Source organism: Saccharopolyspora mangrovi (assembly GCF_035320975.1).
Taxonomy (GTDB): domain Bacteria; phylum Actinomycetota; class Actinomycetes; order Mycobacteriales; family Pseudonocardiaceae; genus Saccharopolyspora; species Saccharopolyspora mangrovi.
The window spans coordinates 82324-109248 of record NZ_JAWLNX010000008.1 but is presented as its reverse complement, the minus strand read 5'-3'; the positions used below and the strand labels follow the sequence as shown (position 1 = coordinate 109248).

The window sequence follows — 26925 nt, the reverse complement described above, 5'->3', positions numbered from 1 at the left end:
CTGATTCGAGCCGGAACTGCCCCAGGTCTCAGTCGCGGGACCAGACGATGCGCATCCACTGGACCGCCAGGACCACCATGCAGACGACCGCGATGACCAGCCCGATGCCAGGGCCGCCCTGGCCGCTGGTCTGGCGCGACCAGATCGCGATCATGCCTTCGAAGGCGACGACCACACCGGCGATTCCGGCCAGGAACGCCGCGCCCCACCGGCGGGTGATCAGCGCCAGCGCGCCGAAGCCCAGGCCCACGATGGTGGAGTTGATCACGAACAGCCGCGGCAGCAGCCCCACCTTCAGCGCCGGGTCCGACTGCCCGGTGAGCACCTCCCACCCGGGGCTGCCACCGACCCACGGCAGCAAGGAGCTCACCACTAGCACCAGCATCACCGTGGCGATGACCAGCGCCTTCGTGCCCGGGTCGAAACGCCTCAGCACCTCACCGCGGGCTTTGACGTCCTGTTCCTCGCTCAACACGCACATCCCTGCTGCGCCGCCGGCTGCGGAGCCGGGGCGCCGATAGAGGGCAGCCCGAGGCTGACCCCGGAGGTCTTGGGCCGCACGCCCTCTTCCCAGTGGTCACCCGCGCGGGTCCGGCGGTGGCCGGTGATGTCGGTGTCGGCGACCAGGTGGTGCGGAGCGGCGCGGGTGATCGTGGTGCGCACCAGGTCGCCCGGGCGGATCTCACCGTCGAGCGCGCCGGTCGGCGTGAAGTGCACCAGGCGGCCGTCGCGGGCGCGGCCGGACAACCGGTGGGTCTCGGCGTCCTTGCGGCCCTCCCCCTCGGCCACCAGAAGCTCGACCTCGCGGCCGACGATCTTCTTGTTCTCCTCCCAGGAGATCTCGTTCTGCAGCGCGACCAACCGGTCGTAGCGCTGCTGGACGACCTCCTTGGGCAGCTGGTCGGGCATGTCCGCGGCGGGCGTGCCGGGGCGCTTGGAGTACTGGAAGGTGAAGGCGCTGGAGAACCGGGCGCGGCGCACGACCTCCATCGTGGCCTCGAAGTCCTCCTCGGTCTCCCCGGGGAACCCGACGATGATGTCGGTGGTGATGGCGGCCTCGGGCATGGCGGCGCGGACCTTGCCGACGATGTCGAGGAACCGCTCGCTGCGGTAGGAGCGGCGCATCGCCTTGAGGATCCGGTCCGAGCCGGACTGCAGCGGCATGTGCAGCTGCGGGCAGACGTTGGGCGTCTCGGCCATCGCCTCGATGACGTCGTCGGTGAAGTCGCGCGGGTGCGGCGAGGTGAAGCGGACCCGCTCGAGCCCGTCGATCTCGCCGCAGGAGCGCAGCAGCTTGCCGAAGGCGAAGCGGTCGCCGAACTCCACGCCGTAGGCGTTGACGTTCTGGCCCAGCAGGGTCACCTCGAGCACGCCCTCGGAGACCAGCGCCTCGACCTCGGAGAGGATCTCGCCGGGCCGGCGGTCCTTCTCCTTGCCGCGCAGCGCGGGCACGATGCAGAAGGTGCAGGTGTTGTTGCAGCCCACCGACACCGACACCCAGCCGGAGTAGGCGGAGTCGCGGCGGGCCGGGAGCGTGGACGGGAAGACGTCCAGCGACTCCAGGATCTCGACCTCGGCCTCCTGGTTGTGCCGCGCGCGTTCCAGCAGCGTGGGCAGCGAGCCGAGGTTGTGGGTGCCGAAGACGACGTCGACCCAGGGCGCCTTCTTGACGATCGTGTCGCGGTCCTTCTGCGCGAGGCAGCCACCGACGGCGATCTGCATGTTCGGGTTGACGTCCTTCTGCGGACGCATGTGGCCGAGCGTGCCGTAGAGCCGGTTGTCGGCGTTCTCGCGCACGGCGCAGGTGTTGAACACGACCACGTCGGCGGGCATCTCCCCGCCGTTGTCGGCCCGCACGTACCCGGCGTCCTCCAGCATGCCCGCGAGCCGCTCGGAATCGTGCACGTTCATCTGGCAGCCGAAAGTGCGGATCTCGTACGTCTTCGTGCTCACCGTTCCACGGTAGCGCCTGGTCAGATCGCCGATTCACCCGCCCGGACCGATGATGGAGCGGTCAGGCGCTCGCCCCGTCGATTACGGAGCGGAATCAGGATTCCGGAATCGGCGACGAGAGAGGACTACACCAACTCCGGTGCGTAACGGAGTTGCAACAACGCATCGATCCCAACCTCTGGACTCCGGAGCCACGACAGGCTTAAGTTTCGGCCAAAGAATTCCACAAACGACGCATTCGGGAGCACTGAATGACCGCAGCCCCCACGGACGTTCCGATGATCCGGATGTCCGCGGTCGACAAGTTCTTCGGCTCACTGCACGTGCTGCGGTCGATCGACCTCGAAGTGCCCAAGGGACAGGTCGTCGTCGTGCTGGGGCCCTCCGGCTCCGGCAAGTCGACGCTGTGCCGGGCAATCAACCGGCTGGAGCCGATCAACTCCGGCTCGATCGAGATCGACGGCGTGCCGCTGCCCGCCGAAGGACGTGCCCTGGCCGAGCTGCGCGCCGACGTCGGAATGGTCTTCCAGCAGTTCAACCTCTTCGCGCACAAGACGATCCTGGAGAACGTCACGCTCGGGCCGATCAAGGTCCGCGGGCAGAACCGGGACGAGGCGCAGCGCGACGCGATGAAGCTGCTGGAGCGGGTCGGCATCACCGACCAGGCCGAGAAGTACCCGGCCCAGCTCTCCGGCGGCCAGCAGCAGCGGGCGGCGATCGCCCGGGCGCTGGCGATGAAGCCGAAGGTCATGCTCTTCGACGAGCCGACCTCCGCGCTGGACCCGGAGATGGTCAACGAGGTGCTCGACGTGATGACCGGCCTAGCCGACGAGGGCATGACCATGCTCGTCATCACGCACGAGATGGGCTTCGCCCGCCGCGCCGCGCACCGCGTGCTGTTCATGGCCGATGGCGAGGTCGTCGAGGACGCCGCGCCCGAGAAGTTCTTCGCGGAGCCGAAGAGCGACCGGGCCAAGGACTTCCTCGGCAAGATCCTCACCCACTGAGTGTCACCACCCACTGCACAGAGAGGCGTAAGCAGATGCGAGGCAATAGGTTTCGTCTGGTCACGGTGCTGACGGCATCGCTGGCCCTGGCGTTGTCCGCCTGCGGCGGGGGCGGCGAGAACCAGCTGGCCGGAGGCGGTGCTCCGGAGATCCCGGTGGACCAGAACGCGCAGTTCGAGCCGGACACCACCATGGCCAAGCTCAAGCAGGCCGGCACCATCCGGATCGGCACCAAGATCGACCAGCCGCTGTTCGGCCTCAACGGCCTCGACGGCAAGCCGCAGGGCTTCGACGTCGAGATGTCCAAGCTGATCGCGGCGAAGATGGGCATCGCGCCGGACAAGATCCAGTGGGTCGAGGCGCCGAGCAAGACCCGCGAGGAGATCATCGAGCAAGACCGCGTGGACATGGTCATCGCGACCTACACGATCAACGATTCGCGCAAGCAGCGGATCAGCTTCGCCGGGCCGTACTACCAGGCCGGTCAGGACATCATGGTCAAGTCCGACAACGCCCAGATCACCGGTCCGGAGACGCTGCGGGCGACCGGCGCGAAGGTCTGCTCGGTGACGGGCTCGACCCCGGCCGAGAAGATCAAGGAGCACGTCGACCCGCAGAACCTGGTTCTCTTCGACGTCTACTCCAAGTGCTCCGACGCGCTGCGCACCGGCCAGGTCCAGGCCGTGACCACGGACAACGTGATCCTGATGGGTCTGGTCGAGCAGAGCGGCGGCCAGTTCAAGCTCCTGGAGAAGCCCTTCACCGAAGAGCCCTACGGCGTCGGCATCAAGAAGGGCGACACGAAGTTCTGCGAGTTCATCAACCAGACCCTCGCGAAGGCGAGCCAGGACGGCACCTACGCGAAGGCCTGGCAGGCCACCGCGGGCAAGGTGTCCAAGCAGACGCCGAACCTCCCGCAAGCCGACCCCTGCAGCTGACCTGATCGCGGAATGAGGGTGCCGTCCGAACCGGTCGGCACCCTCATCTCTTGGCCGGAGTGGAATCTGTGCAAGTCATCATCGACAACCTGCCGCTGTACCTGAGCGGCCTCGTGCGCACCCTGGAGATCTGCCTGCTGGCGGGTCTGCTCGCGCTGGTCATCGGCACCATCGCGGCCGGCTTCCGGGTCTCCCCGCTGCCTCCGCTGCGCGCGGCCGGGACCAGCTGGGTCAACGTGCTGCGCAACTGCCCGCTGACCGTGGTGCTGTTCTTCATGGCCTTCGGGCTGCCGGAGCTGGGCATCAACGGCTCCTACTTCTGGTTCGGCACGATCGGCCTGGCGCTCTACACCTCGGCGTTCGTCTGCGAGGCGATCCGAAGCGGCATCAACGCGGTTCCGGCCGGTCAGGCCGAGGCGGCGCGGGCCGTGGGGCTGACCTTCGGCCAGTCGCTGTCGCTGGTCGTGCTGCCGCAGGCGGTGCGCACGGTGGTCCCGCCGCTGGGCAACGTGATCATCGCGATGATCAAGAACTCGGCCCTGGTGGGCGCCTTCGGCGTCGGCGGGGACCTCTTCTCGGTCGGTGACACGCTGACCTCGGCGCGCGGTCTGGCAGCCCTGCCGGTGCTGATCGGCGTGGTCCTGGGCTACCTGGTGATCACCATCCCGGCCGGTCTGCTGCTGGGGTACCTGGAGCGGAAGGTGGCGATCGCGCGATGACCAACGCCGTCCTCTACGAAACCCCCGGCCCGCAGGCGAAGCGCCGCTCGCTGGTGGCCAGCGGCGTCGTCGGCCTGCTGCTGCTCGCCGTCGTCGGCTGGGTCGTCTACACGCTGGGCGTGCAGGGGCAGCTGACCGCCGAGAAGTGGGGTCCCCTGCTGGACCCGACCAACGGCACCTTCACCGCGCTGTGGGGCCTGATGGGCACCGGCCTGCTGGGCACGCTCACGGCCGCCGTGCTGGCGATGGTGTTCTCGCTGGTCATCGGCACCCTGCTGGCGATCACCCGGGTCGTGAGCGCGCCGTGGTACCGGTGGCTCGTGGTCGGCGTGGTGGAGCTGCTGCGCGGCGTCCCGGTCGTGATCATGGTCTTCTTCGCGTTCCGGGTGCTGCCCTCGTTCGGCCTGGACCTGTCGCCGATGTGGTTCCTGGTGATCGGCCTGACCGCGTACAACTCGGTGATCATCGCCGAGATCGTGCGCGCCGGGATCCTGGCGCTGCCCAAGGGGCAGAGCGAGGCCGCCTACGCGATCGGGCTGCGTCGCGGTCAGGTGCTGAGCTCGGTGCTGCTGCCGCAGGCGTTCCGGGCGATGCTGCCCGCGCTGATCAGCCAGCTCGTGGTGATCGTCAAGGACACCTCGCTGGGCTTCATCGTCGCCTACGTCGACGTGGTGCGGGAAGCCCAGGTGATCATCCAGAACCTCAACAACCCGATCCAGACCTACGTCGTGGTCGCTGCGATCTTCATCGTCATCAACTACGCGCTGAGCAGGTTGGCGGTCTACACCGAACGCCGGTTCAGCCAGGGCCGCAAGGGCAAGCTGGGCACGGTCGAGGCCCGGCAGAGCGCCACAGCCGGCGACTGAGCGGTGCCACCCGGAACGGGCGTCTCCCACGCGGAGGCGCCCGTTCTCGTCACGGGTGCGCCGAGATCCCCTGGGGCGCCAGGTTCTGGTCGTGGGCCCGTTGCCAGGTGCCGTCGGCGACGGCGGCCTGGAGCATGCCGCGGAGCTCTTCGGCGAGCTTGGGGTCGTCGGACTTGATGACGAGGTTCCGCTCGGTGTCGGTGACCGCGTACGGGATCTGGGTGAGCTGCGGGACGTCGGCGGTGCCGCCGAGCAGGAGGTCGACGTTGCCCGCGCCCACGGCGTCGCGCAGCAGCGTCGGGGGCAGGCGGCGGAACTGCACCTGCGAATCGGGGTTGAGCCCCATGCGGCGGGCGAGGTCCCGGGCGATGTCGGCGTCGAAACCCCGGTAGCCACCAGCGGGGTCGCGGGTGACGAACTTCGGCTCGTCGGCGCGCACCCCCACCATCAGCTCCTTGCGCTGCTTGATCGCGGTCAGCGTCGGCGAGCTGCCCAGCTCCACCTCGCTGCCCGCCGAGGAGCTCGGCACCGGTGCCGGGATTCCCGGGGCCGGCGGCGGTGGTGGCGCGGCGGGTTCCGACTGCCCGCACCCGGTCAGGACGACGGCCAGTGCCGCCACTGCGAGCAGGCGATTCCGCACAACCACTCCTTCACCATCGGGTCGTCCCGACCATGATCGCGCACGCCCCGTGTCGAGCGGGAACGGCTTCCCACTGACTGGATCGATTGTGAAATCCATGCCACACCCACTAGTGTGACCGGCGCCATGTGGCGCCAACGTCGTCGCCCGTTTGTCCAGCTCAACCTCGGAGGCGATCATGGCGCCACTGCACGCCGTCGTCGAGCAGGTCACCCGCCGCATCGCAGAACGCAGCGCGCAGACCCGCTCCGCCTACCTCGAACGCATCCACGCCGCAGCGGCGGAAGGCCCGGTCCGGGCCGACCTGCCGTGCAGCAACCTCGCGCACGGATTCGCCGCCTGCAGCGGCTCCGACCGGCTCGCGGTGCGCGGCGTGAGCAAGCCCGGGGTGGCGATCGTGTCGGCCTACAACGACATGCTCTCCGCGCACCAGCCCTACAACGAGTTCCCGGCGTGGCTGAAGGACTCGGTGCGCGAAGCGGGCGGTGTCGCGCAGTTCGCCGGCGGTGTGCCCGCGATGTGCGACGGCATCACTCAGGGCCGCACCGGCATGGAGCTGTCGCTGTTCTCCCGCGAGGTGATCGCGATGGCCACCGGTGTGGCGCTGTCGCACGAGATGTTCGACGGGGCGCTGCTGCTGGGGGTCTGCGACAAGATCGTGCCCGGCCTGCTGATCGGGGCGCTGTCGTTCGGTCACCTGCCCACGCTGCTGGTGCCCGCCGGGCCGATGCCCTCGGGTCTGCCGAACCGCGAGAAGAGCCGGATCCGGCAGCTCTTCGCCGAGGGCAAGGCCACTCGCGAGGACCTGCTGGAGGCCGAATCCGCCTCCTACCACTCCCCCGGGACCTGCACCTTCTACGGCACCGCCAACTCCAACCAGCTGGTCGTCGAGGTCATGGGCCTGCACCTGCCCGGATCCAGCTTCGTGCCGCCGGGAACGCCGCTGCGCAAGGCGCTGACCGAGGAGGCCGGGCGGCAGGTCGTGCGACTCGGCCAGGGCGAGGACCGCACTCCGATCGGTGAGTTGCTCGACGAGAAGGCGGTCGTCAACGGCGTGGTCGCACTGCTGGCCACCGGCGGCTCGACCAACCACACGCTGCACCTGCCCGCCATCGCCGCCGCCGCGGGCATCGAGCTCACCTGGGACGACTTCTCCGAGTTGTCGGCGGTCGTGCCCTCGCTGGCGAAGGTCTACCCGAACGGCTCGGCGGACATCAACCACTTCGCCGCGGCCGGTGGCGTGCAGACGCTGATCGGTGAGCTGCTGGACGCCGGTCTGCTGCACGCCGACGTCCGGACCGTCGCCGGGCCCGGCCTGGACCGCTACCGGCAGCAGCCGTTCCTCGACGACGGCGAACTGGTGTGGCGGGACGCGCCCGCCAAGAGCCTGGACACCGAGGTGCTGCGCGGTGTCGACGACCCGTTCGCACCGGACGGCGGCCTCCGGGTGCTGGAGGGCAACCTCGGACGCGCGGTGATCAAGGTGTCGGCGGTGGCCGCCGAGCACCGCACGGTCACCGCGCCCGCGCGGGTCTTCGACGACCAGCACGCCTTCACCGCCGCCTTCGCCGCCGGCGAGATCGACCACGACGTCGTGGTGGTCATCCGCAACCAGGGACCACAGGCCAACGGCATGCCTGAGCTGCACGGACTCACCCCGGCGCTGGGCGTGCTGATGGACCGCGGGCACCAGGTCGCGCTGGTCACCGACGGCCGGATGTCGGGCGCCTCGGGCAAGATCCCGGCGGCGATCCAGCTGACGCCGGAAGCCACCGCGGGCGGACCGCTCTCGCGCGTCCAGGACGGCGACGTGCTCCGGCTCGACGCCGATCGCGGGACGCTGGAAGCCCTCGTGCCCGACGACGAGCTCGCCGCGAGGCAACCCGCGGAAGGCGCGGACCCGGCGCCGTTCGGCACCGGGCGCGAGCTGTTCGCCGCGTTCCGCCAGGCCGTCGGCCGCGCTGACCAGGGCGCCAGCGTGTTCGGGCAACCGCAGCAGCCGACCCGCCAGGTGCGAGCATGACCAGCGGCGGAACCACCGCCCTGACGCGATTGGAATCGAAGATGAACACCGCAGCCGACGTTTTCGACCTGGCGCCCGTGGTGCCGGTCGTGGCCCTCGACGACGTCGAGCACGCCGTCCCGCTGGCCGAAGCGCTGCTGCGCGGCGGGATCCGGACCATCGAGGTCACCTTGCGCACCCCGGCCGGGCTCCCGGCGATCGAGCGGATCGCGGCCGAGGTGCCCGACATGGTCGCCGGCGCGGGCACGATCACCGAGGTCGGCCAGGCCAAGCAGGCGGCCGACGCCGGTGCCCGCTACCTGGTCACACCCGGTACGACGGATCGGCTGCTGGACGACCTCGACGCGTCGGGCGTGCCGTACCTGGCGGGTGCCGGGACCGCGTCCGAGGCGATGCGGCTGGCCGAGCGCGGGGCGAGCGCGATGAAGTTCTTCCCCGCCGAGCCCAGCGGTGGTGTGCCGTTCCTGAAGGGGATCGCCGGGCCGTTGCCGCACCTGCTGTTCTGCCCGACCGGCGGGATCAGCCCGGCGAACGCGCGGGACTACCTGGCGCTGCCCAACGTCGGCTGCGTCGGCGGCTCCTGGCTGGCGCCGAAGAACCTGCTGGCCGCGGGCCAGTGGGACGAGATCGAGCGGCTGGCCGCCGAAGCCGCCCCGCTCCAGGGGCGAGAACCGCAGGAATCGTCCCGTCGGAACTGCGGCGTTCGTCAGGCGTTGATGAGCTTGATCGCTTCTGGGATGGAGTCGACGACCGGGTGGCCGGACTTCTCCAGCTTGGCGCGGTCCATCACGCCGGTGGTGACCAGAACGCAGCGGGCGCCCGCCTGTTCTGCGGCGCGGGCGTCGTCGAGGACGTCGCCGATCAGCACCACCTCGGCCGGATCGAGCTCCTGGACCTTGAGGTGCGCGCGCAGGTGCTCGTCCTTGGAGCCACCGCCCACCGAGGTGCGCAGGCCGTCCATCCGGTCGAAGAGCTCGCGCAGGCCGCGAGCCGTGACCAGCTCGACGAGCTCGTCGTGGAACCACATCGACAGCAGCGACTGGCTTCCGCCGGCGTGAGCCCAGTCCTGCAGGACGTGCGGCACGCCTTCGGCCATGCCGCAGGAATCCAGCAGTTCCCGGTAGGCGACGTGGTAGAGCTCATCGACCCGGGCCCAGTCGTCCTCGGTGATCTCCCGCCGCAGGAGTTGTTCGTAGCAGGCGCGCAGCGGGCGGCTGTAGATCGCGCGCCACTCGTCGATGTCGATGTGTTCGCGGTCGAACAAGGTGCACACGCTGTTCACCGCCGACACCACGGCGTGGTTGTCGTCGAGAAGCGTTCCGTTCCAGTCCCACACGATGTGCCGAGGGCTCGACTTCGTCATGACCCGGAACCCTACGACGCGCCACCGACGTTCTGGTACCCGCGTCCACACTCAGAACGGGCCGACGAAGTGGGCCGTCTCCTCGGTGGCGAAGCTCGGCAGCACGCTCACCTGGAGTTCGCCCGGTTCGGCACCGATCTCGAAAACCATGCTGTAGAGCGCATCTCCGCCAGGCGGCAGTTGCGCGAGCGGCATCGGATCGCCCGCGCCGAAGTGCTGCTGGGCGACGCGGCCGTTGTGCGTGACCGAGATCGTGGTGGTCACCGCGCTGTAGGCGTCCTGACCGCCGTTGTGCACCACCACGCCGAACTGCACGTGCCGCCTTCCCGCAGGGGGACGGGAGAACTCGCTGGTCTCCTCGTAAGGAACGGGCTGCAGGATGGTGATCGTCCTGCCGTCGGGCCAGGTGTGCCGCTCGCCGAAGGGCAAGCGGACGACCGCCTCCGGCGCGGCGGTCACCGGTGGCTGCCGCTCACCGAAGAAGACCTCGTCGAGCTCGGCAGCCACGAGCCCGTGCGGCACGATCGCGGCCGCGATCGCCAGCCCGCACAGGACCGCGCCGAGTCCGGCGACGATCTTCCTGGTCCCGAACAGCGCGAGGACGCCCAGCACCAGGCCGGCGAGCGCGACCACCGCCGTCACGCCGGCGAGGACCTGCAGGACCGAGCCGCAGAGACCGAGCGCTCCGAGGACGAGCGCCGACCAGGCCAGACCGCCCCACTTCCGCTTCGGCGGGGCGGCGTGCGGGGTCTCGGTCGGCGTGCGCGCAGGTCGACTCACGGTGGCCCCCAAGTCCGTCGAGCGCTGCCGACGTCCGCTGCGCCGGTCCACGCTGCGCGCAGGAGCTTAGGGAGAGCGATCGGTGCGGCTCGGCGGATTCACCTGGGTTCACCCCAACGGCGCAGAAACCGCTCAGCTCTCAGGAGAAGTCGAAATCGGGGTCCGCTGCGGAGTCCCCGGCGTTCTCGATCTCGTCCTTGACGACGCGGTAGGCGAGACCTTCGGAGTAGCCCTTGCGGGCGAGCATTCCGACGAGTCGGCGCACCTTCGCGGTGTACTCGACCGATCCCATGCTGCGCAGCTTCCGCTGCACCAGCTCGCGAGCGCGCTCGGCCTCCGCATCGCTGTCCACGTTGGACAGAGCGGATTCCACGAGGTGCTCCTCGATTCCCTTGCGGCGCAGCTCGAAGCCCAGCGCCTTGCGACCCAGGCCCTGGGAGCGCTGCCGCTGGTTCACCCACTCCTCGGCGAACGAGGCGTCGTCGACCAGGCCCGCGTCGACGAACTTCTGCAGCACGCCGTCGGCGATGTCCTCGTCGATGTCCTTGCGCAGCAAGGCCTGCCGCAGCTCGAGACGGCTGCGCGCGCGGCTGGCCAGCAGCCGGTACACCACGTCGCGAGCCTGCGCCGCCGGGTCATCCGGCTTGAGCTGCGGCTTCTTCTCCGCCTCGCCGTTCTCGGGTTCGGCGCCGGGGGTGCGACGACCGCTCCCCCGGCGCTTCCCTTCGTCGTTCATCCGTGCCAAGGCGTGGATCAGAACTCGACCGGTGCGGGCTCGGCGGCGTTGTCACCCTCGGCGTCGAGGGTGGCGCCGATGCCGAGCTTCTCCTTGATCCGCTTCTCGATCTCGTTGGCCACGTCCGGGTTCTCCCGCATGAACTTGCGGGCGTTCTCCTTGCCCTGGCCCAGCTGGTCGCCCTCGTAGGTGTACCAGGCACCGGACTTGCGGATGATGCCCTGCTCGACACCCATGTCGATCAGCGAACCCTCGCGGCTGATGCCGACGCCGTAGATGATGTCGAACTCGGCCTGCTTGAACGGCGGTGCGACCTTGTTCTTGACGACCTTCACGCGGGTCCGGTTGCCGACCGCGTCGGAGCCGTCCTTGAGCGTCTCGATCCGGCGCACGTCCAGCCGCACCGAGGAGTAGAACTTCAGCGCCTTACCACCGGTGGTGGTCTCCGGGGAGCCGAACATGACGCCGACCTTCTCCCGGAGCTGGTTGATGAAGATCGCGGTGGTCTTGGCGTTGTAGAGCGCGGAGGTGAGCTTGCGCAGCGCCTGGCTCATCAGGCGGGCCTGCAGGCCCACGTGGCTGTCGCCCATCTCGCCCTCGATCTCGGCGCGCGGCACCAGCGCGGCCACCGAGTCGATGACGATGATGTCCAGCGCGCCGGAGCGGATCAGCATGTCCGCGATCTCCAGCGCCTGCTCACCGGTGTCGGGCTGGGACACCAGCAGCGAGTCGGTGTCCACGCCGATCGCCTTGGCGTACTCCGGGTCCAGCGCGTGCTCGGCGTCGACGAAGGCCGCCGTGCCGCCGAGCCGCTGGGCGTTGGCCACGGCGTGCAGGGCGACCGAGGTCTTACCGCTGCTCTCCGGGCCGTAGATCTCCACGATTCGACCGCGCGGCAGGCCGCCGATGCCCAGTGCGACGTCCAGCGAGATGGAACCGGTCGGGATGACCTCGACCGGCGGCCGCGAGTCGTCGCCGAGCCGCATGACCGATCCCTTGCCGAACTGCTTGTCGATCTGGGCGAGCGCCAGCTCCAGCGCCTTGCCCTTGTCCGGTGTCGCTGCTGCCATCGGGGTCCACCTCGGTGAAGTCTTCGAGTCGGGTCTTCGGGCGACTCTCTTTTTGGGGCGAGTCGTTCACGTCGTTTCAGACGCTACGGGCTGGGACCGACAATCCGACTCGCGGGGTTTGCGGGCGCTCCCGGTCCCGTGGCACCCATACTAAGCGAACGGATGTTCGAGCATCATGCCGACACGCCGGTTGCATCACCTGGTCGTGTGACGGTGCGATCAGCGCGCCACAGGTGGACACTCGGGATTACCTCGTGCTCTCCAGGAGGTGCAGACAATGCGCATGGATCGCTACCTTCCGCCGGAGCACCCGCTGAACCGCTTCTACCGGGTGGCCGCCGCCGTCTTCGGCGCGGGCCTGATGGTCTTCGGAGTGCTCGGGCTGGCCAACCGGGTGCCGCTGCTCACCACCGACGGCATCGACGTGCTGGGCCTGTCCAGCAACGGGCTCCTCGCGGTCGTGTCGATCGTGGTCGGCGCGATCCTGGTCGGCGCGGCGGCCTGGGGCGGACCGGTCGCCTCCACCACCACCGCCGCGATCGGGGTGCTGTTCTTCCTGTCCGGGTTGATCAACCTGGGCGTGCTCAACACGTCGTGGAACCTGTTCGCCTTCGAGCTGCAGAACGTCGTGTTCAGCTTCGTCGCGGGCCTGGCGCTGATGTTCATCGGCTTCTACGGCCGGGTCAGCGGCGGACTCCCCGACGACAACCCCTACGTGCGCTACCGCCACCACGAACCGCCGGTCCAGGAGGACCCGGACTCGGTGATCGCGGACGAGCGGCGGATCTCCGAGCTGGAACCGATGTGCAACGACGAGATGGCCGTCGCCGAAGGCAAGGCCACCCCGGAGCAGCGACGACGGGTCACCGCCGACCGGCTGCGGCACGTGCAGCAGGAGCGGCGCCGCGCCTACGACCACTACCGGGAGTCCGGCCGCAGCGAGCAGCAGCAGATCAGCGCCCAGAACCCGTGGGCCGACTTCCACCAGAGCAAGAACGCGCAGCCCTAGCGGCGTTCGGCCGGGACCTCGAAGGTCTCGCAGACCGCCGCCCAGACCTCCTTCGTCGTGAAGCCTTCCTCCAAGGCCTGGTCGACGGTGCGTCCGCCCAGGGACGAGAACACGTGGTCCTGGGCGAGCATCTCGGACCTGACCCGGCCGAACTCCTCGGCCATGCGTTGGCGGAAAGCGGTGTGGCGCATCGTCGACCAGACTACGTGGCGCCCGTAGGCTGGTGGCGTGCTGCTCCTGCAGGCCGACCCGACCGGGATGTCCAGCCCGCTGGGCCAGTTGGTGATCGCCGGGACCCTCCTGGCCGTGATCGTGCTGGCCATCCGCTTCCTCTGGCAGAACCGGCGGTAGGCCGTTCGTCGGTGGTGTGGTCCAGCATGGGGTGATGAGCGACGTGCTGGACGGGTTCTCCGCGGCCACCCGCGACTGGTTCCGCGGCGCCTTCGACGCGCCCACCGAGGCGCAGCGGGGCGCGTGGGAGGCCATCGCGGCCGGTGAGCACGCCCTGGTCGTGGCGCCCACCGGCTCCGGCAAGACGCTCGCCGCCTTCCTCTCCGCGCTCGACCGGCTCGCGGGCGAAGACGTGCCGTCCGATCCGAAGAAGCGCTGCCGGGTCCTCTACGTCTCGCCGCTGAAGGCCCTGGCCGTCGACGTCGAGCGCAACCTGCGCGCGCCGCTGGCCGGGATCCGGCAGACCACCCAGCGCCTGGGCGGTGAACCGCCGGACGTCCAGGTCGGCATCCGCACCGGCGACACCCCCGCTGACCAGCGGCGGTCCTTCGCGCGCAAGCCGCCGGACGTGCTGGTCACCACCCCGGAGTCGCTGTTCCTGCTGCTGACCTCGGCAGCGCGCGAGTCGCTGGCCGGGGTCGAGACGGTGATCGTCGACGAGGTGCACGCAGTGGCAGGCACCAAGCGCGGAGCGCACCTGGCGCTGTCGCTGGAGCGGCTGGACGCGCTGCTGGCCCGCCCGGCGCAGCGCATCGGGTTGTCGGCGACCGTGCGCCCGGTCGAGGAGGTGCGGACCTACCTGGCCGGCGGCCGACCGGTGCGCACCGTGCAGCCCGCCCACCCCAAGGAGGTCGAGGTCCGGGTCGAGGTGCCGGTGCCGGACATGGCCGAGCTCGGCGCTTCCAGCGGCGAACCCGGTGATCAGGCCGCTGAGCAGCACACCTCCATCTGGCCGTCGGTGCAGGAGCGGATCCTGGAGCTGATCCGGCAGCACCGCTCGACGATCGTGTTCAGCAACTCCCGGCGGCTGGCGGAGCGGCTCACCGCGGGCATCAACGAGCTCGCGGCCGAGCAGCCGGAGCCGATGACCCGGTTCCCGGCCGAGGCCGTCGGCGGTTCCGGCATCGGGTCGGGCGCTCCGCCGGTGGTCGCCAAGGCGCACCACGGCTCGATGTCGAAGGAGCAGCGGGCCGTCGTCGAGGAGGAGCTCAAGTCCGGGCAGCTGCCGTGCGTGGTGGCCACCTCCTCGCTGGAGCTGGGCATCGACATGGGCGCGGTCGACCTGGTGGTGCAGGTCGAGACGCCGCCGACGGTGGCATCCGGGCTGCAGCGCATCGGCCGCGGCGGCCACCAGGTCGGCGCGGTGTCGCGGGGCGTGGTGTTCCCCAAGTTCCGGGGCGACCTGGTCGGCTGCGCGGTGGTGTCGGAGCGGATGGCCGACGGGCTCATCGAGTCGATCGCCTACCCGCGCAACCCGCTGGACGTGCTGGCCCAGCAGGTCGTGTCGATGACGGCGATGGACGACTGGCCGGTGGCCGAGCTCGCCGCGCTGGTCCGCCGATCCGCGCCGTACGCGGGGCTGCCCGACTCGGCGCTGCACGCGGTGCTGGACATGCTCGCCGGGCGCTACCCCAGCGAGGAGTTCGGCGAGCTGCGGGCGAGGATCGTGTGGGACCGGGTCAACGACGAGCTGCGCGCCCGGCCCGGAGCGCAGCGACTCGCGGTGACCTCCGGGGGCACCATCCCGGACCGGGGGCTGTTCACCGTGACCACGCCCGGCGACGAGGAGGCCGGTCGCGGTGGTGTGCGGGTCGGCGAGCTCGACGAGGAGATGGTCTACGAGTCCCGCGTCGGCGACACGTTCCTGCTGGGCACCAGCGCGTGGCGGGTCGAGGACATCACCCACGACCGGGTCATCGTCACGCCCGCGCCGGGCGAGCCGGGGCGGATGCCGTTCTGGAAGGGTGACCAGCCCGGACGCCCGCTGGAGCTCGGCCGGGCGCTGGGCGCTTTCGTCCGCGAACTGACCAGCGCCGATGCCGACGACGCGCGGGGGCGCATCACCGCCGCCGGGCTCGACGAGTGGGCCCGGGGCAACCTGATGTCCTACTTGGACGAGCAGCGGCGGGCCACCCGGCACGTTCCCGACGACCGGACGATCGTGGTCGAGCGGTTCCGCGACGAGCTCGGCGACTGGCGGATGGTGGTGCACTCCCCCTTCGGCGCGCAGGTCAACGGGCCGTGGGCGCTGGCCGTCGGCGCGCGGATCCGGGAGCGGCGCGGCATCGAACCGCAGATCGCCTCCTCCGACGACGGCATCGTGATCCGGCTGGCCGACGCCCTGGACGAGTCCGGTGCCGAGGTGCTGCCCACCGCCGAGGACGTGCTGCTGCCGCCCGCCGAGGTGCAGCAGCTGGTCACCGACGAGGTCGGCGGTTCGGCGCTGTTCGCCGCCCGGTTCCGGGAGTGCGCGGCACGCGCGCTGCTGCTGCCGCGCCGGGACCCGCGCCGGCGGACACCCCTGTGGCAGCAGCGGCAGCGGTCGGCGCAGCTGCTGACCGTGGCGGCCCAGTACGAGCAGTTCCCGATCGTGCTGGAGGCGATGCGGGAATGCTTGCAGGACGTCTACGACGTGCCGGGGCTGACCGAGCTGATGCAGCAGGTCGCGGCCCGCAAGGTGCGGGTGGTGGAGGTGGAGACGCCCACGCCCTCGCCGTTCGCGCGCAGCCTGCTGTTCGGCTACATCGGCATGTTCCTCTACGAGACCGACGCTCCGCTGGCCGAGCGCCGGTCGGCGGCGCTGAGCCTGGACTCCACGCTGCTCGCGGAACTGCTCGGATCGGAAGCGCTGCGCGAGCTGCTGGATCCGGAGTCGCTGGCCGAGATCGAGCAGCAGCTGCAGCGCCTCGACCCCGACCGGCACGCCCGCGACGCCGAAGGCGCGGCCGACCTGCTGCACTTCCTCGGCGATCTGTCCACATCGGAGGCCGAGAAGCGCGGCGTGCGGCCGGAATGGCTGACCGAGCTGGCCGAGCAGCGCCGCGTCCTGCAGGTGCGGATCGCCGGCGAGCAGCGCTGGATCCCGATCGAGGACGCCGGCAAGGTGCGCGATGCGCTCGGTGTCGCGCTGCCGGTCGGCGTGCCGGAGGCGTTCACCGAACCCGTCGCCGATCCGCTGGCCGACCTGCTGATCCGGTACGCGCGCTGCCGCGGCCCGTTCACCGCCGACGCCGCCGCGCAGCGGTTCGGGCTGGGCGTGGCGGTGGTGCACGGCGTGCTGGACCGGCTCACCGGTTCCGGGCGGCTGGTGCGCGGTGAGCTGCGCCCGTTGGAAGCCGGTGGCGGAGGATCGCTGGAGTACTGCGACGCCGAGGTGCTGCGGCGGCTGCGGCGGGCGTCGCTGGCCCGGCTGCGCGCCGAGGTCGAGCCGGTGGAACCCGCGGCGCTGGGCCGGTTCCTGCCGGTGTGGCACGGCGTCGGTGCCCGGTTGCGCACCGCGCCGACCGTCGACGACGTGTACTCGGTGGTCGAACAGCTGGCCGGAGCACCGGTTCCGGCCAGCGCGCTGGAGTCGCTGGTGCTGCCCGCGCGCCTGCCCGGCTACTCGCCCGCCCTGCTGGACGAGCTGACCGCGACCGGCGAGGTGAGCTGGGTGGGTTCGGGCTCGCTGGCCGGTGGTGACGGGTGGATCGCGCTGGCTCCCACCGATGTCGCCGACCTGCTGCTGCCGGATCTTCCCGAGGAACCACCGGATTCGCCGCTGAACCGGGCCGTTCTGTCCTCTTTGGAGGGTGGTGCGCTGTTCTTCCGGCAGCTGGCCGACCGTTCAGGTGCGCTGCTGCTGGAGCAGGACGAATCCGCTCCGACCGACGAGGCCGTCACGGCCGCGCTGTGGGACCTGGTGTGGGCCGGCACGGTCACCAACGACACGCTGGCCCCGCTGCGCGCCCTGGTCTCCGGTCGCGGTGCTGCGCACAAGCCGCGCCGCAGCGCTCCTCGCGGCCGGTACGCGCGGCTGCGGGCAGGACGCCCGTCGATGCCGCCGCGCAGCGGTCCGCCGACGGTGTCGGGGCGCTGGTCGCTGGCCCCGCAGCCCGCCGCCGAGCCGACGCGCCGCGCGCACGCGCGCGCCGAGGCGTTCCTGGAACGGCACGGCGTGCTGACCCGTGGTGCGCTGGACGTCGAGCGGGTGACCGGCGGGTTCTCGGCGGTGTACAAGGTGCTCCGGGCGATGGAGGAGTCCGGGCGCTGCCGCCGCGGCTACGTCATCGAGGGGCTCGGTGCCGCGCAGTTCGCGGTTCCGGGTGCGATCGACCGGCTGCGCGCGCTCTCCGGTGACGACGAGACGGGCGGGGACGCGATCGTGCTGGCCGCCGCCGACCCCGCGCAGCCCTACGGCGGCGCGCTCGACTGGCCCGTGCCGATGGGCGAAACCCGGCACCGGCCGGGGCGCAAGGCCGGTGCGCTGGTGGTGCTGGTGTCCGGCGAGGCGGTGTTCTACGTCGAACGCGGCGGCAAATCGCTGCTGTCGTTCACCGACGACGAGACCGCGCTCCGGGCCGCGGCAGCGGGCCTGGCCCGCGTGGTGCGGGAGGGCTGGCTCGACCAGCTCGCCGTCGAGCGCGCCGACGGCGAAGGCGCCTGGGGGTCGAGGCTGGCCGAGGTGCTCACCGAAGCGGGATTCCGCGCCACGCCGAAGGGCCTCCGGCTCCGGGCGTGAGCGGGCGCTCACACCTCCATGAACGGTGCGGCGTAGGCGAATTCGCCGCGCACCGCCGGGTCGTGGGCGGCCAGCGGGCGGACCTGGAAGTGCGAGGCCCACTCGGGCACCGGCGGCGTGATGCCGAAGTTCGCGGCGGGTTCGAAGCCGAAGCGCGGGTAGTACTCGAGGTGCCCGAGCAGCGCGACGAGCGGTTCGGCGAGCGCGTCGGCGGCACCGAGCACGGCGTGCATCAACGCCGATCCGATGCCCGCGCGCTGCGAATCCGGGACCACGCCGATCGGCCCGAGCGCGAGCACCGGAACGTCACCGATGTGCGCTCGGGTGCACACCACGTGCCCGACGACCTCACCGGAATGCTCCGCGACCAACGACAACGCGGGCAACCACGCCGCACTGCCGCGCAGGGCGTCGACCAGCCCGACCTCGGCCGGGAGTCGCTGCGGGTTCTCGGCATCGGCGAACGCGGCCGCGTGCACCCGGCGGATGGCGGTGAGGTCGGCGGAGGTTTCGGGCCTGATCAGCATCCGCCCACGATGTGCCACGGCCCGCGCCCGGGCAACCGGTTTTCGCCGCACCGGCCACCCGGCCGTCACCGGGTCGCCAGCTGCAGCAGGCCCCAGAACTGGGCGATGGCGTCCGGATCACCGCTGGTCTCCACCGCGCGGTTGGGCAACCGGCCCCACATCCACAGGTAGACCGCGCTGGGGTCACCACCGACCACCGCGTCCGGCGTCGTGGTCGCCACGTCCTTCGAGCTGGTCACCGCCGCGCCGCTCGGGTCCGCGGTGATCAGCCAGTTGCGGCCGGGCACGTGCACGCCCACCGAGCACGGCCGGGTCGCGGTGATCTGCAGCGAGTGCAGCCGGTAGCCGAACCAGACCCGCAGCACCTCGTCGACGCCGTCGGTGGCGACCTCGGGATCGATCGGCGTGTGCTCGATGCCTGCCGCCGTTTGCACGTCGGCGCGGTGCACGGTGGTGGCGTGCAGCATCCGGCGCACCCAGAACGCCACGGTGTGCTGCTCGGGCCACCAGGTCGGGCACGGGTCGTCCGGCGGCCGGGAGACGAACTCGGCGAGCAGGTCGGCCATCCGCACGGCGAACCGGTTGGTCAGCTCCCGCAGGTCAGGCTCATCGGACAGGTCCCAGCGACGTCCTGCCTCCGACGATCCGAGCCAGGACAGCACGTCTTCGCACAGATCTCCGAGGTGGCGGAGGGTCTGGCCGACGGTGCGGCCGGACGCGCTGAACACCGGCGCGTCGGCGTGCACGTCGTGCGTTGCGGCGGTCAGCAGCTGCGCCTCGCTCCCCAGCAGGTCGAGCATGCGTCCGTGTTCGAGTCCCACATCAGTACCGTTCACGCGTCGCCCCCAGCAGGCTTCGTCCCACGATGCCGAGGAAATCCCGGCTGTTGTCCAGCAGTGCGTCGGCGTGCGCGTCGGTCGTGGTCGGAACCCCGGCTTCGGCTGCGGCACGCCGGTTGGAGTGCGCGGCGAAGTAGGCCGCCCACTCGCGCAGTTCTGGTGCGGCCGCGGTCAGCAGCTGCCAGACGCTGGCCGGGCGCTTGTCCTCGCGACGTGCCGCGCGTGCCACGACCACGGCCGTGGCGGCCCGCAGCGCTGCCAGGTGCGCGGCGACGAACCGCTCGCCCGGGCGTTCCGCCGTCTCGGCCTCGTGCAGGCAGGTCCGCGCGTGCAGCAGCAGCGAGAGCGCTCCGGCCGGTGTGTCCGCTTCCGGCGTGGGCCCCTGGTTCTCGACGGAGTAGCGCGGCGACGGGATCGACAGGTCGGTGGGATAAGACATCGGCTCTCTCCCTTCGGCTGTGGGGCCCGGCGGCGGGGTGCTTCCCCCACCCCACCACCGGGCCGGTGTTCGAACGAGCATTCGTCGAACTGCCGTTCGAACACGTTCAGATTAGCGCCGGAGGGAGATCGACTCAAGCGATGCGCTCTAGCTCACCTGTTCGAGTCATTATCTGCGAAGATGATCATGGAAAGCCGAGCGGAAACGCCTTGTCCGGGCGCAAGAAAGACCTCGGACGCGAGACGCGTTAGTGTTCGGCCGTGACCGCTGCGCCCTCCCCCAGCTGCGACCGGGTCGTCGAACTGACCACCGATCAGTTGCGAGCGAGACTCCCCGAAGCCCTCCGGATCTACGTGACCGCGATGGGCTACCCGCCCGTGACCGCCCAGCAGCGCGCCCCGATGTGGTCGGCCCACATGCTGCGCGCGGGCTGGCGCTGCATCGGCGCGTTCAACGAGGACGACGAGCTCACCGGCATCGGGTACGGCTACCTGGGAGCCCCCGGCCAGTGGTGGCACGAGCAGGTTCGGCGAGGCCTCCAGGACACCGGCGGCGACCCCGACGCCTGGCTGGAGGACTACTTCGAGCTCACCGAGCTGCACGTGCACCCGAGCGCCCAGGGCGCCGGGCTCGGCGAGGAGATCCTGCGCAGGCTGCTCGACGGCGCCCCCGGCGACAAGGTCCTGCTGTCCACCCCGGAGGGGCCGACCCGCGCCTGGAAGCTCTACCAGCGCGTCGGCTTCGAGGACGTGCTGCGCAACTACAGCTTCACCGGCGACCCCAGGCCCTTCGCCGTCCTCGGCCGCCCCCTCCCCCTCAACGCCTGAGGGGCGAGAACCGCAGGCCCGTCCACGCGAACACCGCGGTCCTCGCCCCTGGCGAGCACCCGCTACAGGACCGCGAGCTGCTCGCGGAGGGTGTCCAGGCCCATCGAACCCATCTTGAGGGCGTCGGTGTGGAAGGCCTTGACGTCGAAGTTCGCGCCGTGGCGCTGCCGGGCCTCGTCGCGCGCCGCCCGCCAGAGGCGTTCGCCGAGCTTGTAGGACGGGGCCTGGCCGGGCCAGCCCAGGTAGCGGTCGATCTCGTCGCGGACCTGCGCCGGGTCGGTGATGGTGCGGCTGAGCATGAACTCCAGCCCGAGCTCCGGCGTCCACTTCTCACCCTCGTGGAACCCGGCCCCGGCCGGGATCTCCAGCTCCAGGTGCATGCCGATGTCGACGACCACGCGCGCGGCGCGGAAGAGCTGGTCGTTGAGCATGCCGAGCAGGTCGCCGTCGTCGGAGAGGTAGCCGAGCTCGCGCATCAGCCGCTCCGCGTAGAGCGCCCAGCCCTCGCCGTGACCGGAGACGAAGCAGGCCAGCCGCTGGAACTTGTTGAGCCGTTCGGCCTCGTGCACCGAGGTCGCCACCTGCAGGTGATGTCCCGGCACGCCCTCGTGGTACACAGTGGACACTTCGCGCCAGGTCGGGAAGTCCTGCCGGTCGGCGGGCACCGACCACCACATCCGGCCCGGGCGCGAGAAGTCGTCGGTCGGACCGGTGTAGTAGGCGCCGACACCCCCGCCAGGCGGGGCGATCTTGCACTCCAGCCGCATCAGCGCGTCCGGGATCTCGAAGTGCGTTCCGCGCAGGTCCGACAGGGCCTGGTCGGACAGCCGCTGCATCCACTGCTCGAACTCGCGCTGGCCGCGCACCCGGTAGCGCTCGTCGGCGTCGAGCACGGCGGCGGCCTCGGCCAGCGTCGCGCCCGGCTTGATCCGGTTCGCGACCTCCTTCATCTCGGCCTCGATGCCGGAGAACTCCTGCCAGCCCCACTCGTAGGCCTCGCGCAGGTCCAGCTCGGCGCCGGTGAAGTAGCGCGACCAGAGCCGGTAGCGCTCCTGGCCCACGGCGTCCTTCTCCGGGGCCTTGGGCAGCAGTTCACCGCGCAGGAAGTCGGCCAGACCGGCGTAGGCCTCCGCCGCCGATTCCGCGGCGGTCTCCAGCTCCCGGCGGAGCGAGTCGTCGACGCCCTGGGCGCGTCCGACCATCGCGACGAAGAACGACTCGCCGCCGTTGCGCCCGGACCAGGTGTCGCACTGCTCGGCGACCTTGCGGACCTGCCGGGCGGCCGAGACGTCGCCCGACGCGGCGGCGTCGGTCAGCCCGGCGCGCAGCCCCCGCACCGCCTGCGGCATCGCCGAGAGCCGGCGCCCGATGGTCCGCCAGTCGTCGGCGGTGCCGCCCGGCATCAGGTCGAAGACCTGGCGCAGCTCCTGCGCCGGGCTGGCGATCACGTTCAGCGAGGACATGTCCGCGCCGATCTCGTGCAGTTCGAGGTCGAGCCCGACGCGCTCGGTGAACACCGCCTGCGCGATCCGCTCGGCGTCGTCGGCCGGTTCGGCCTCGCGCACCGCGGCGAGGCTCCGGGCGGCCAGGTCGGCGCGCGCCCGGTGGCCGTCGGGCGAGTAGTCGGTCAGTTCCTCTTCCCCACCGGGCAGGCCCAGGTAGGTGCTCGCGATCGGATCGAGCGACGCCAGCTCGTCGACGAACCGGTCGCTGATCGCGTGTACGCCGTTGTGGTCAACTCCCATGCCGCCACGCTAGCGCGCGCCGAAAGAACCGACGCGGTACGACGAAAAGCGGACACCGGCGACGATCGCACGCACGGCGAACCTCCCGCTTCGGTGGGAACATCCCTCGCGTGGAGGGGAACGCATCGCGCCGAACGCTGCGGCTGCTGCTGATCATCGTGCTCTGCACGGCGCTCAGCGGCTGCCTGCACGTCAAGGCCGCCATGACCATTTCCGGCGAGGACACCGTCTCCGGCGAAGTGCTGGTGACCACCGAGACCCCGGACGGCAAGGTGCCGTTCGAGCTGCGACCGCCTCCCAACCTCGCCGACCGCGTGCAAGTGCGACCCCACGCGGAGGGCACGCGAGTCGGCGCGAACCTGTCGTTCAACGACCTCACCTTCCAGGAGGTCGAGCAGCTCGCGTCCGCGATGAGCCCGACCGACTCGCGCTTCTCGATGCGGATGTACCGAGCCGGTTCGCTGGTGGTCTTCGAGGGCTCGGCGGACCTGACACCGCTGGCCGACACCGATTCCGGCATCGAGCTGAAGCTGGGCGCCCCCGGCGAGATCACCACCACCAACGGCGAGGAGAGCGCGGGCACCGTCACCTGGTTGCTGCAGCCGGGCGAGATCACGCAGACGTCGGCGACCTTCCAGTTCTCCACCGGCTCGGGCATGGACTGGATCGGTTGGGCGCTGCTGGTGGGTGTCGGTGCCACCGTCGCGGCCGTCCTGGTCGCGACCCTCGCGCTGCGCAACCACCTGCGGACCCGGCCGGGAGCCCGCCTCTGATCAACCCGAGACCGTCACCCTCCGAAGCTTCCCCAGCTACGGGGAGCGATGCCGTGGCCCCGCAGGAAGCCACCGGAACGCATCGCGCAGGATGGAGGTGTGCCTCCCATGTATTCGGCCACCATGCGGGCCCCCGGCGGCAACGCCGACTTCGAAGCTGATCTCCCGGGTCACGTCCAGCGGACGCTGGCCGCTTACCTGCAGTCCCGGCGCGACGAGGCGGCCGACCTCGATCCCGCCGTCGGGGCGGCGGTGACGCAGCTCAACGACTTCGTGCTCGGTGGCGGCAAGCGCATCCGCCCGACCTTCGCCTGGTGGGGCTGGCGGGCCAGCGGTGGCCCGGCCGAGGGCCCCGAGGCCGCTGCGATGCTGCAGGCGGCCAGCGCGTTGGAGCTGATCCAGGCCTGCGCGCTGGTGCACGACGACCTCATCGACGAGTCCGACACGCGGCGCGGCAAGCCCACCATCCACCGGCGGTTCCAGCAGCAGCACCGCGACTCCGACTACAGCGGCGACGACACCCAGTTCGGCATGGCCGCCGCCGTGCTGCTCGGTGACCTGGCGCTGGCCTGGGCCGACGACATGCTGCACAGCTCCGGCATCCCGGCCGAGGCGATGCTGCGGGCGATGCGCCCGTGGCGGGCGATGCGCACCGAGGTGCTCTCCGGCCAGTACCTGGACGTGCTCGGCCAGGTCGACGTCGACGAGTCACCGGCGGCCGCGCTGAAGATCTGCCAGCTCAAGGCCGCCTCCTACACCGTCCAGCGTCCGCTGGAGATCGGCGCCGAGATCGCCGGAGCCGGCCCGGACGCGCTGGCCGCGCTGCGCCGCTTCGGCTCCGACATCGGTGTGGCCTTCCAGCTGCGCGACGACCTGCTCGGGGTGTTCGGGGACCCGGCGGTCACCGGCAAACCCGCTGGTGACGACCTGCGCGAGGGCAAGCGAACGGTGCTCATCGCCGAGGCAGTGGCCACCGCCCGCGCGCAGCAGGACCAGGCGAAGCTGGACCTGCTGCACGAGGTGCTGGGCGATCCGCTGCTCACCGAGGAGCGGGTGGCGGCGGCCCGCGAGGTGCTCACCGAGCTGGGCGCGGTCACCGCCGTGGAGAAGCGGATCACCGAGCTGACCGGTTCGGCGATGCTCGCGCTGCACACCGCCGGGCTCGACGAGCCCGCGGCGTCGCGGCTTGCCGAGCTGGCCATCGCGGTCACCGACCGCAGCCACTGACCCATGCGTTCGGTCACCGGTCGCACCGAGCACGTGGTGATCGTCGGCGCCGGGCTCGCCGGGCTGTCCGCGGCGCTGCACCTGGCCGGGGCCGGGCGCCGCGTCACGGTCCTGGAGCGCGCCGGCGTGCCCGGCGGGCGGGCCGGTCTGCACGTGCTCGACGGGTACCGGATCGACACCGGACCGACGGTGCTGACGATGCCCGAGCTGCTCGACGAGGCGCTGCACGCGGTCGGCACCTCGGTGCGCGAGCGCCTCGACCTGATCCCCCTGCACCCCGCCTACCAGGCGCGATTCGCCGGCGGCTCGGTGCTGGACGTGCACACCGACGCCGAGGCGATGGAGCAGGAGGTGCGGCGGCTGGCCGGCCCGCGCGAGGCCGACGGGTACCGGCGCCTGCGGCGCTGGCTGACCGAGGTGCACCGGGCGGAGATGCACCGGTTCATCGACGCCAACTTCGACTCGCCGCTGGACCTGGTCTCGCCGGAGCTGGCCCGGCTGGTGGCGCTGGGCGGTTTCCGCAGGCTCGGCCCGGCGATCGGGCGGTTCCTGCGCGACGAGCGGGTGCGGCGGGTGTTCTCCTTCCAAGCGCTCTACGCCGGGCTGGACCCGCGCCGCGCGCTGGCGCTGTACGCGGTGATCTCCTTCATGGACACGGTCAACGGCGTGTGGTTCCCGCGCGGCGGGATGCACGCGGTCCCCACCGCGATGGCCGAAGCCGCCGCCGAGGCCGGGGTGGAGTTCCGGTACGGCACCGAGGTGACCGGCCTGGAACGCAGCGGTGACCGGATCAGCGCCGTGCGCACCGCCGACGAGCGGTTCCCCGCCGACGCCGTGGTGCTGACCCCCGACCTGCCCGTGGTGCACCGCCTGCTGGGCAGGCGCCCGCGACGCCGGTTGCGCTGGTCGCCGTCGGCGGTGGTGCTGCACGCGGGCACCACGCGGAGCTGGGCGTCGGCGCACCACACGATCTCGTTCGGCGAGGCGTGGCAGGACACCTTCACCGAGATCATCCGCGACGGCAGGCCGATGACCGACCCGTCGCTGCTGGTCACCCGGCCGACCGCGAGCGATCCGTCGCTCGCACCGGCGGGCCGCGAGCTGCACTACGTGCTCGCGCCGTGCCCGAACCTGGAGACCGGACCGCTCGACTGGGCCCGTGTCGGCCCGCGCTACCGCGACGAGCTGGTCGGCGTCCTCGAGCGCCGGGGGTTCGACGGGTTCGACGCGGCGATCGAGACCTCGGACCTGGTCACCCCGCTGGACTGGGCAGCGCAGGGGCACGCCGCGGGGACGCCGTTCTCGGCGGCGCACACCTTCTCCCAGACAGGACCGTTCCGGCCGAAGAACCTGGTCAGCGGCCTGCGCAACATCGTCCTCGCGGGCTCCGGGACGACGCCGGGCGTGGGGGTGCCGCCGGTGCTGATCTCCGGGAAGCTCGCCGCGCAGCGGGTCCTGGGCTCGGGCTGATCAGGCCGAACCGCCCCGGATGGCGTCGTGCGGGCGCTGTGGCGATGATGCTGGGCGGGGCCCGGTGATCATCGGGCCCGCAACGACACCCAGTGATCTAGGAGATCCCATGTCCAAGCCGCCGCTGCCGCCTGACGCCGTCGAGCTGCTGCGCCGCGCCAACCCGTCCGTGATCACGACGCTGCGTTCCGACGGCACGCCGGTCTCGACACCCACCTGGTACCTCTGGGAGGACGACGGCCGGGTCCTGATCAACATGGACGCTGGGCGGGTCCGCCTCAAGCACGTCCAGCGCGACCCGCGGGTGACGCTGAGCGTCCTCGACTCCGACGACTGGTACACCCACGTCACGCTCGTCGGCCGAGTGACCGAGTTCAAGGACGACGAAGGCCTGGTCGACATCGACCGGCTCGCCCACCACTACCTCGGCAGCAAGTACCCGACCCGGGAGAACCCGCGGGTCAGCGCCTGGATCGAGATCGACAAGTGGCACGGCTGGGGCTCGATGAAGGACAACGACCAGCCCGGCTGAGCACGGTTGTTCCAGGTGGTGCGCACGGTCGCGCACCACCTGGAACAGCGGTCAGAAGCCCATCGCCTGGGCGCGGCGCTTGACCTCCCGGCCCCGGTCGCCGCGCAGGGCGTCTATCGGTGTGCCCGGGAGGGTGTCGTCCGGGGTGAACAACCAGCGCAGGATCTCGTCCTCGTGGTAACCGGCGTCCCGGAGCAGGGTGATCGTGCCAGGTAGTCCCTTCACGATCTCGTCGTCGACGAAGAATGCGCTCGGCACGCCCAGTTCCTTGTTCCGGCGCAGGGCGAGCAGATGACCATCACGAATGAGTTGATGCACCCGGGTGACGGACCGGCCGAGCTTCTCAGCCACGGCGGTCAGCGGCACAACCTCCACATCGGGGGCCAGCACGTCCGGGGCAGCAGGGATTGCAACCACGGTGAACACCTTGCCACATCGTCGTCCGGCGTGCCCCGCACCGCGCGGGTAAATTTGTTGATCACCACCTCCAC

26 protein-coding genes and 1 pseudogene are annotated in these 26925 nt (G+C 71.0%); 14 read left to right on the top strand and 13 right to left on the bottom strand.

Features of this window, described 5'->3' with window-relative positions; all coding sequences use genetic code 11:
- Positions 1-28: 28 nt before the first annotated feature.
- On the bottom strand, positions 29-481 hold the full coding sequence (locus tag R4I43_RS13730) for an Rv2732c family membrane protein (protein ID WP_407691244.1): 453 nt from the start codon (positions 479-481) through the stop codon (positions 29-31).
- Positions 469-1953 carry a tRNA (N6-isopentenyl adenosine(37)-C2)-methylthiotransferase MiaB gene (gene miaB / locus R4I43_RS13725; protein WP_324265995.1) on the bottom strand — a complete coding sequence of 495 codons (1485 nt, stop codon included), beginning with the start codon at positions 1951-1953 and terminating at the stop codon, positions 469-471. Before miaB ends, R4I43_RS13730 begins: the two co-directional genes overlap by 13 nt.
- Before the next feature lie 278 nt (positions 1954-2231).
- Between miaB and R4I43_RS13720 the strand changes: the two genes are divergently transcribed.
- The 4 genes from R4I43_RS13720 (at position 2232) to R4I43_RS13705 (ending at position 5483) form a co-directional block, all read left to right on the top strand.
- Positions 2232-2960 carry an amino acid ABC transporter ATP-binding protein gene (locus tag R4I43_RS13720; RefSeq protein ID WP_324266158.1) on the top strand — a complete coding sequence of 243 codons (729 nt, stop codon included), beginning with the start codon at positions 2232-2234 and terminating at the stop codon, positions 2958-2960.
- 65 nt (positions 2961-3025) lie between these two features.
- On the top strand, positions 3026-3898 hold the full coding sequence (locus R4I43_RS13715) for a glutamate ABC transporter substrate-binding protein (protein WP_324265994.1): 873 nt from the start codon (positions 3026-3028) through the stop codon (positions 3896-3898).
- Between the two features lie 68 nt (positions 3899-3966).
- Positions 3967-4617 (top strand): amino acid ABC transporter permease, encoded by a 651-nt coding sequence (locus tag R4I43_RS13710; RefSeq protein WP_324265993.1) that lies wholly within the window; start codon positions 3967-3969, stop codon positions 4615-4617.
- A complete protein-coding gene (locus tag R4I43_RS13705; protein WP_324265992.1) occupies positions 4614-5483 on the top strand; it encodes an amino acid ABC transporter permease in 870 nt (289 codons plus the stop codon). The genes R4I43_RS13710 and R4I43_RS13705 overlap by 4 nt, the downstream gene beginning before the upstream one ends.
- 49 nt (positions 5484-5532) lie before the next feature.
- On the opposite strand, the gene R4I43_RS13700 is transcribed toward R4I43_RS13705, so the two are convergent.
- Complete coding sequence (locus R4I43_RS13700) at positions 5533-6123, bottom strand: transporter substrate-binding domain-containing protein (protein WP_324265991.1); 591 nt, start codon at positions 6121-6123, stop codon at positions 5533-5535.
- A 178-nt stretch (positions 6124-6301) separates the two neighbouring features.
- Here R4I43_RS13700 and edd point away from each other — a divergent pair, with 178 nt between their 5' ends.
- Positions 6302-8146, top strand: a complete 1845-nt coding sequence (gene edd, locus R4I43_RS13695; RefSeq protein WP_324265990.1) for a phosphogluconate dehydratase — start codon at positions 6302-6304, stop codon at positions 8144-8146.
- Between the two features lie 41 nt (positions 8147-8187).
- Positions 8188-8805 (top strand): annotated as a pseudogene (gene eda / locus R4I43_RS13690) (bifunctional 4-hydroxy-2-oxoglutarate aldolase/2-dehydro-3-deoxy-phosphogluconate aldolase); the annotation flags it as partial.
- A gap of 47 nt (positions 8806-8852) precedes the next feature.
- Here the strand turns inward: eda and R4I43_RS13685 are convergent.
- From R4I43_RS13685 to recA, 4 genes are all read right to left on the bottom strand, one after another.
- Positions 8853-9509: an HAD family hydrolase gene (locus R4I43_RS13685; protein ID WP_324265989.1), complete on the bottom strand. Its 657-nt coding sequence runs from the start codon at positions 9507-9509 to the stop codon at positions 8853-8855.
- A gap of 51 nt (positions 9510-9560) precedes the next feature.
- Complete coding sequence (locus R4I43_RS13680; RefSeq protein WP_324265988.1) at positions 9561-10289, bottom strand: hypothetical protein; 729 nt, start codon at positions 10287-10289, stop codon at positions 9561-9563.
- 139 nt (positions 10290-10428) lie between these two features.
- Positions 10429-11025, bottom strand: coding sequence for a regulatory protein RecX (locus R4I43_RS13675; RefSeq protein ID WP_324265987.1), 597 nt, complete (start codon positions 11023-11025; stop codon positions 10429-10431).
- Positions 11026-11042: 17 nt separating this feature from the next.
- Positions 11043-12095 carry a recombinase RecA gene (gene recA / locus R4I43_RS13670; protein ID WP_324265986.1) on the bottom strand — a complete coding sequence of 351 codons (1053 nt, stop codon included), beginning with the start codon at positions 12093-12095 and terminating at the stop codon, positions 11043-11045.
- A gap of 283 nt (positions 12096-12378) precedes the next feature.
- Here recA and R4I43_RS13665 point away from each other — a divergent pair, with 283 nt between their 5' ends.
- Positions 12379-13104, top strand: a complete 726-nt coding sequence (locus R4I43_RS13665; RefSeq protein WP_324265985.1) for a DUF4383 domain-containing protein — start codon at positions 12379-12381, stop codon at positions 13102-13104.
- Here R4I43_RS13665 and R4I43_RS13660 read toward each other — a convergent pair.
- Positions 13101-13295, bottom strand: coding sequence for a DUF3046 domain-containing protein (locus R4I43_RS13660; protein ID WP_324265984.1), 195 nt, complete (start codon positions 13293-13295; stop codon positions 13101-13103). The genes R4I43_RS13665 and R4I43_RS13660 overlap by 4 nt on opposite strands.
- Before the next feature lie 37 nt (positions 13296-13332).
- Between R4I43_RS13660 and R4I43_RS13655 the strand changes: the two genes are divergently transcribed.
- Together R4I43_RS13655 and R4I43_RS13650 are read left to right on the top strand one after the other, a co-directional pair.
- On the top strand, positions 13333-13455 hold the full coding sequence (locus R4I43_RS13655) for a hypothetical protein (protein ID WP_324265983.1): 123 nt from the start codon (positions 13333-13335) through the stop codon (positions 13453-13455).
- 34 nt (positions 13456-13489) lie between these two features.
- Positions 13490-18055, top strand: coding sequence for an ATP-dependent helicase (locus R4I43_RS13650; protein ID WP_324265982.1), 4566 nt, complete (start codon positions 13490-13492; stop codon positions 18053-18055).
- Positions 18056-18063: 8 nt separating this feature from the next.
- On the opposite strand, the gene R4I43_RS13645 is transcribed toward R4I43_RS13650, so the two are convergent.
- The 3 genes from R4I43_RS13645 to R4I43_RS13635 form a co-directional block, all read right to left on the bottom strand.
- Positions 18064-18582 carry a GNAT family N-acetyltransferase gene (locus tag R4I43_RS13645; RefSeq protein ID WP_324265981.1) on the bottom strand — a complete coding sequence of 173 codons (519 nt, stop codon included), beginning with the start codon at positions 18580-18582 and terminating at the stop codon, positions 18064-18066.
- A gap of 65 nt (positions 18583-18647) precedes the next feature.
- Positions 18648-19418, bottom strand: a complete 771-nt coding sequence (locus R4I43_RS13640; RefSeq protein ID WP_324265980.1) for a maleylpyruvate isomerase N-terminal domain-containing protein — start codon at positions 19416-19418, stop codon at positions 18648-18650.
- Complete coding sequence (locus R4I43_RS13635) at positions 19405-19860, bottom strand: SAV_6107 family HEPN domain-containing protein (protein ID WP_324265979.1); 456 nt, start codon at positions 19858-19860, stop codon at positions 19405-19407. Before R4I43_RS13635 ends, R4I43_RS13640 begins: the two co-directional genes overlap by 14 nt.
- Before the next feature lie 260 nt (positions 19861-20120).
- On the opposite strand from R4I43_RS13635, the gene R4I43_RS13630 reads away from it, so the two are divergent.
- Positions 20121-20687 carry a GNAT family N-acetyltransferase gene (locus R4I43_RS13630; protein WP_324265978.1) on the top strand — a complete coding sequence of 189 codons (567 nt, stop codon included), beginning with the start codon at positions 20121-20123 and terminating at the stop codon, positions 20685-20687.
- Positions 20688-20749: 62 nt separating this feature from the next.
- Here the strand turns inward: R4I43_RS13630 and R4I43_RS13625 are convergent, their stop codons facing one another.
- Complete coding sequence (locus R4I43_RS13625) at positions 20750-22432, bottom strand: DUF885 domain-containing protein (protein WP_324265977.1); 1683 nt, start codon at positions 22430-22432, stop codon at positions 20750-20752.
- A gap of 110 nt (positions 22433-22542) precedes the next feature.
- On the opposite strand from R4I43_RS13625, the gene R4I43_RS13620 reads away from it, so the two are divergent.
- The 4 genes from R4I43_RS13620 (at position 22543) to R4I43_RS13605 (ending at position 26434) form a co-directional block, all read left to right on the top strand.
- Positions 22543-23205, top strand: a complete 663-nt coding sequence (locus tag R4I43_RS13620; RefSeq protein WP_324265976.1) for a DUF3153 domain-containing protein — start codon at positions 22543-22545, stop codon at positions 23203-23205.
- 108 nt (positions 23206-23313) lie between these two features.
- Entirely contained in the window at positions 23314-24432 is a 1119-nt protein-coding gene (locus tag R4I43_RS13615) for a polyprenyl synthetase family protein (protein WP_324265975.1), read from the top strand.
- A gap of 3 nt (positions 24433-24435) precedes the next feature.
- On the top strand, positions 24436-25902 hold the full coding sequence (gene crtI / locus R4I43_RS13610) for a phytoene desaturase family protein (RefSeq protein WP_324265974.1): 1467 nt from the start codon (positions 24436-24438) through the stop codon (positions 25900-25902).
- Between the two features lie 109 nt (positions 25903-26011).
- A complete protein-coding gene (locus R4I43_RS13605) occupies positions 26012-26434 on the top strand; it encodes a PPOX class F420-dependent oxidoreductase (RefSeq protein WP_324265973.1) in 423 nt (140 codons plus the stop codon).
- Between the two features lie 51 nt (positions 26435-26485).
- Here R4I43_RS13605 and R4I43_RS13600 read toward each other — a convergent pair whose 3' ends face one another.
- Positions 26486-26851 carry an Rv2175c family DNA-binding protein gene (locus R4I43_RS13600; protein WP_324266157.1) on the bottom strand — a complete coding sequence of 122 codons (366 nt, stop codon included), beginning with the start codon at positions 26849-26851 and terminating at the stop codon, positions 26486-26488.
- Between the last annotated feature and the right edge of the window lie 74 nt (positions 26852-26925).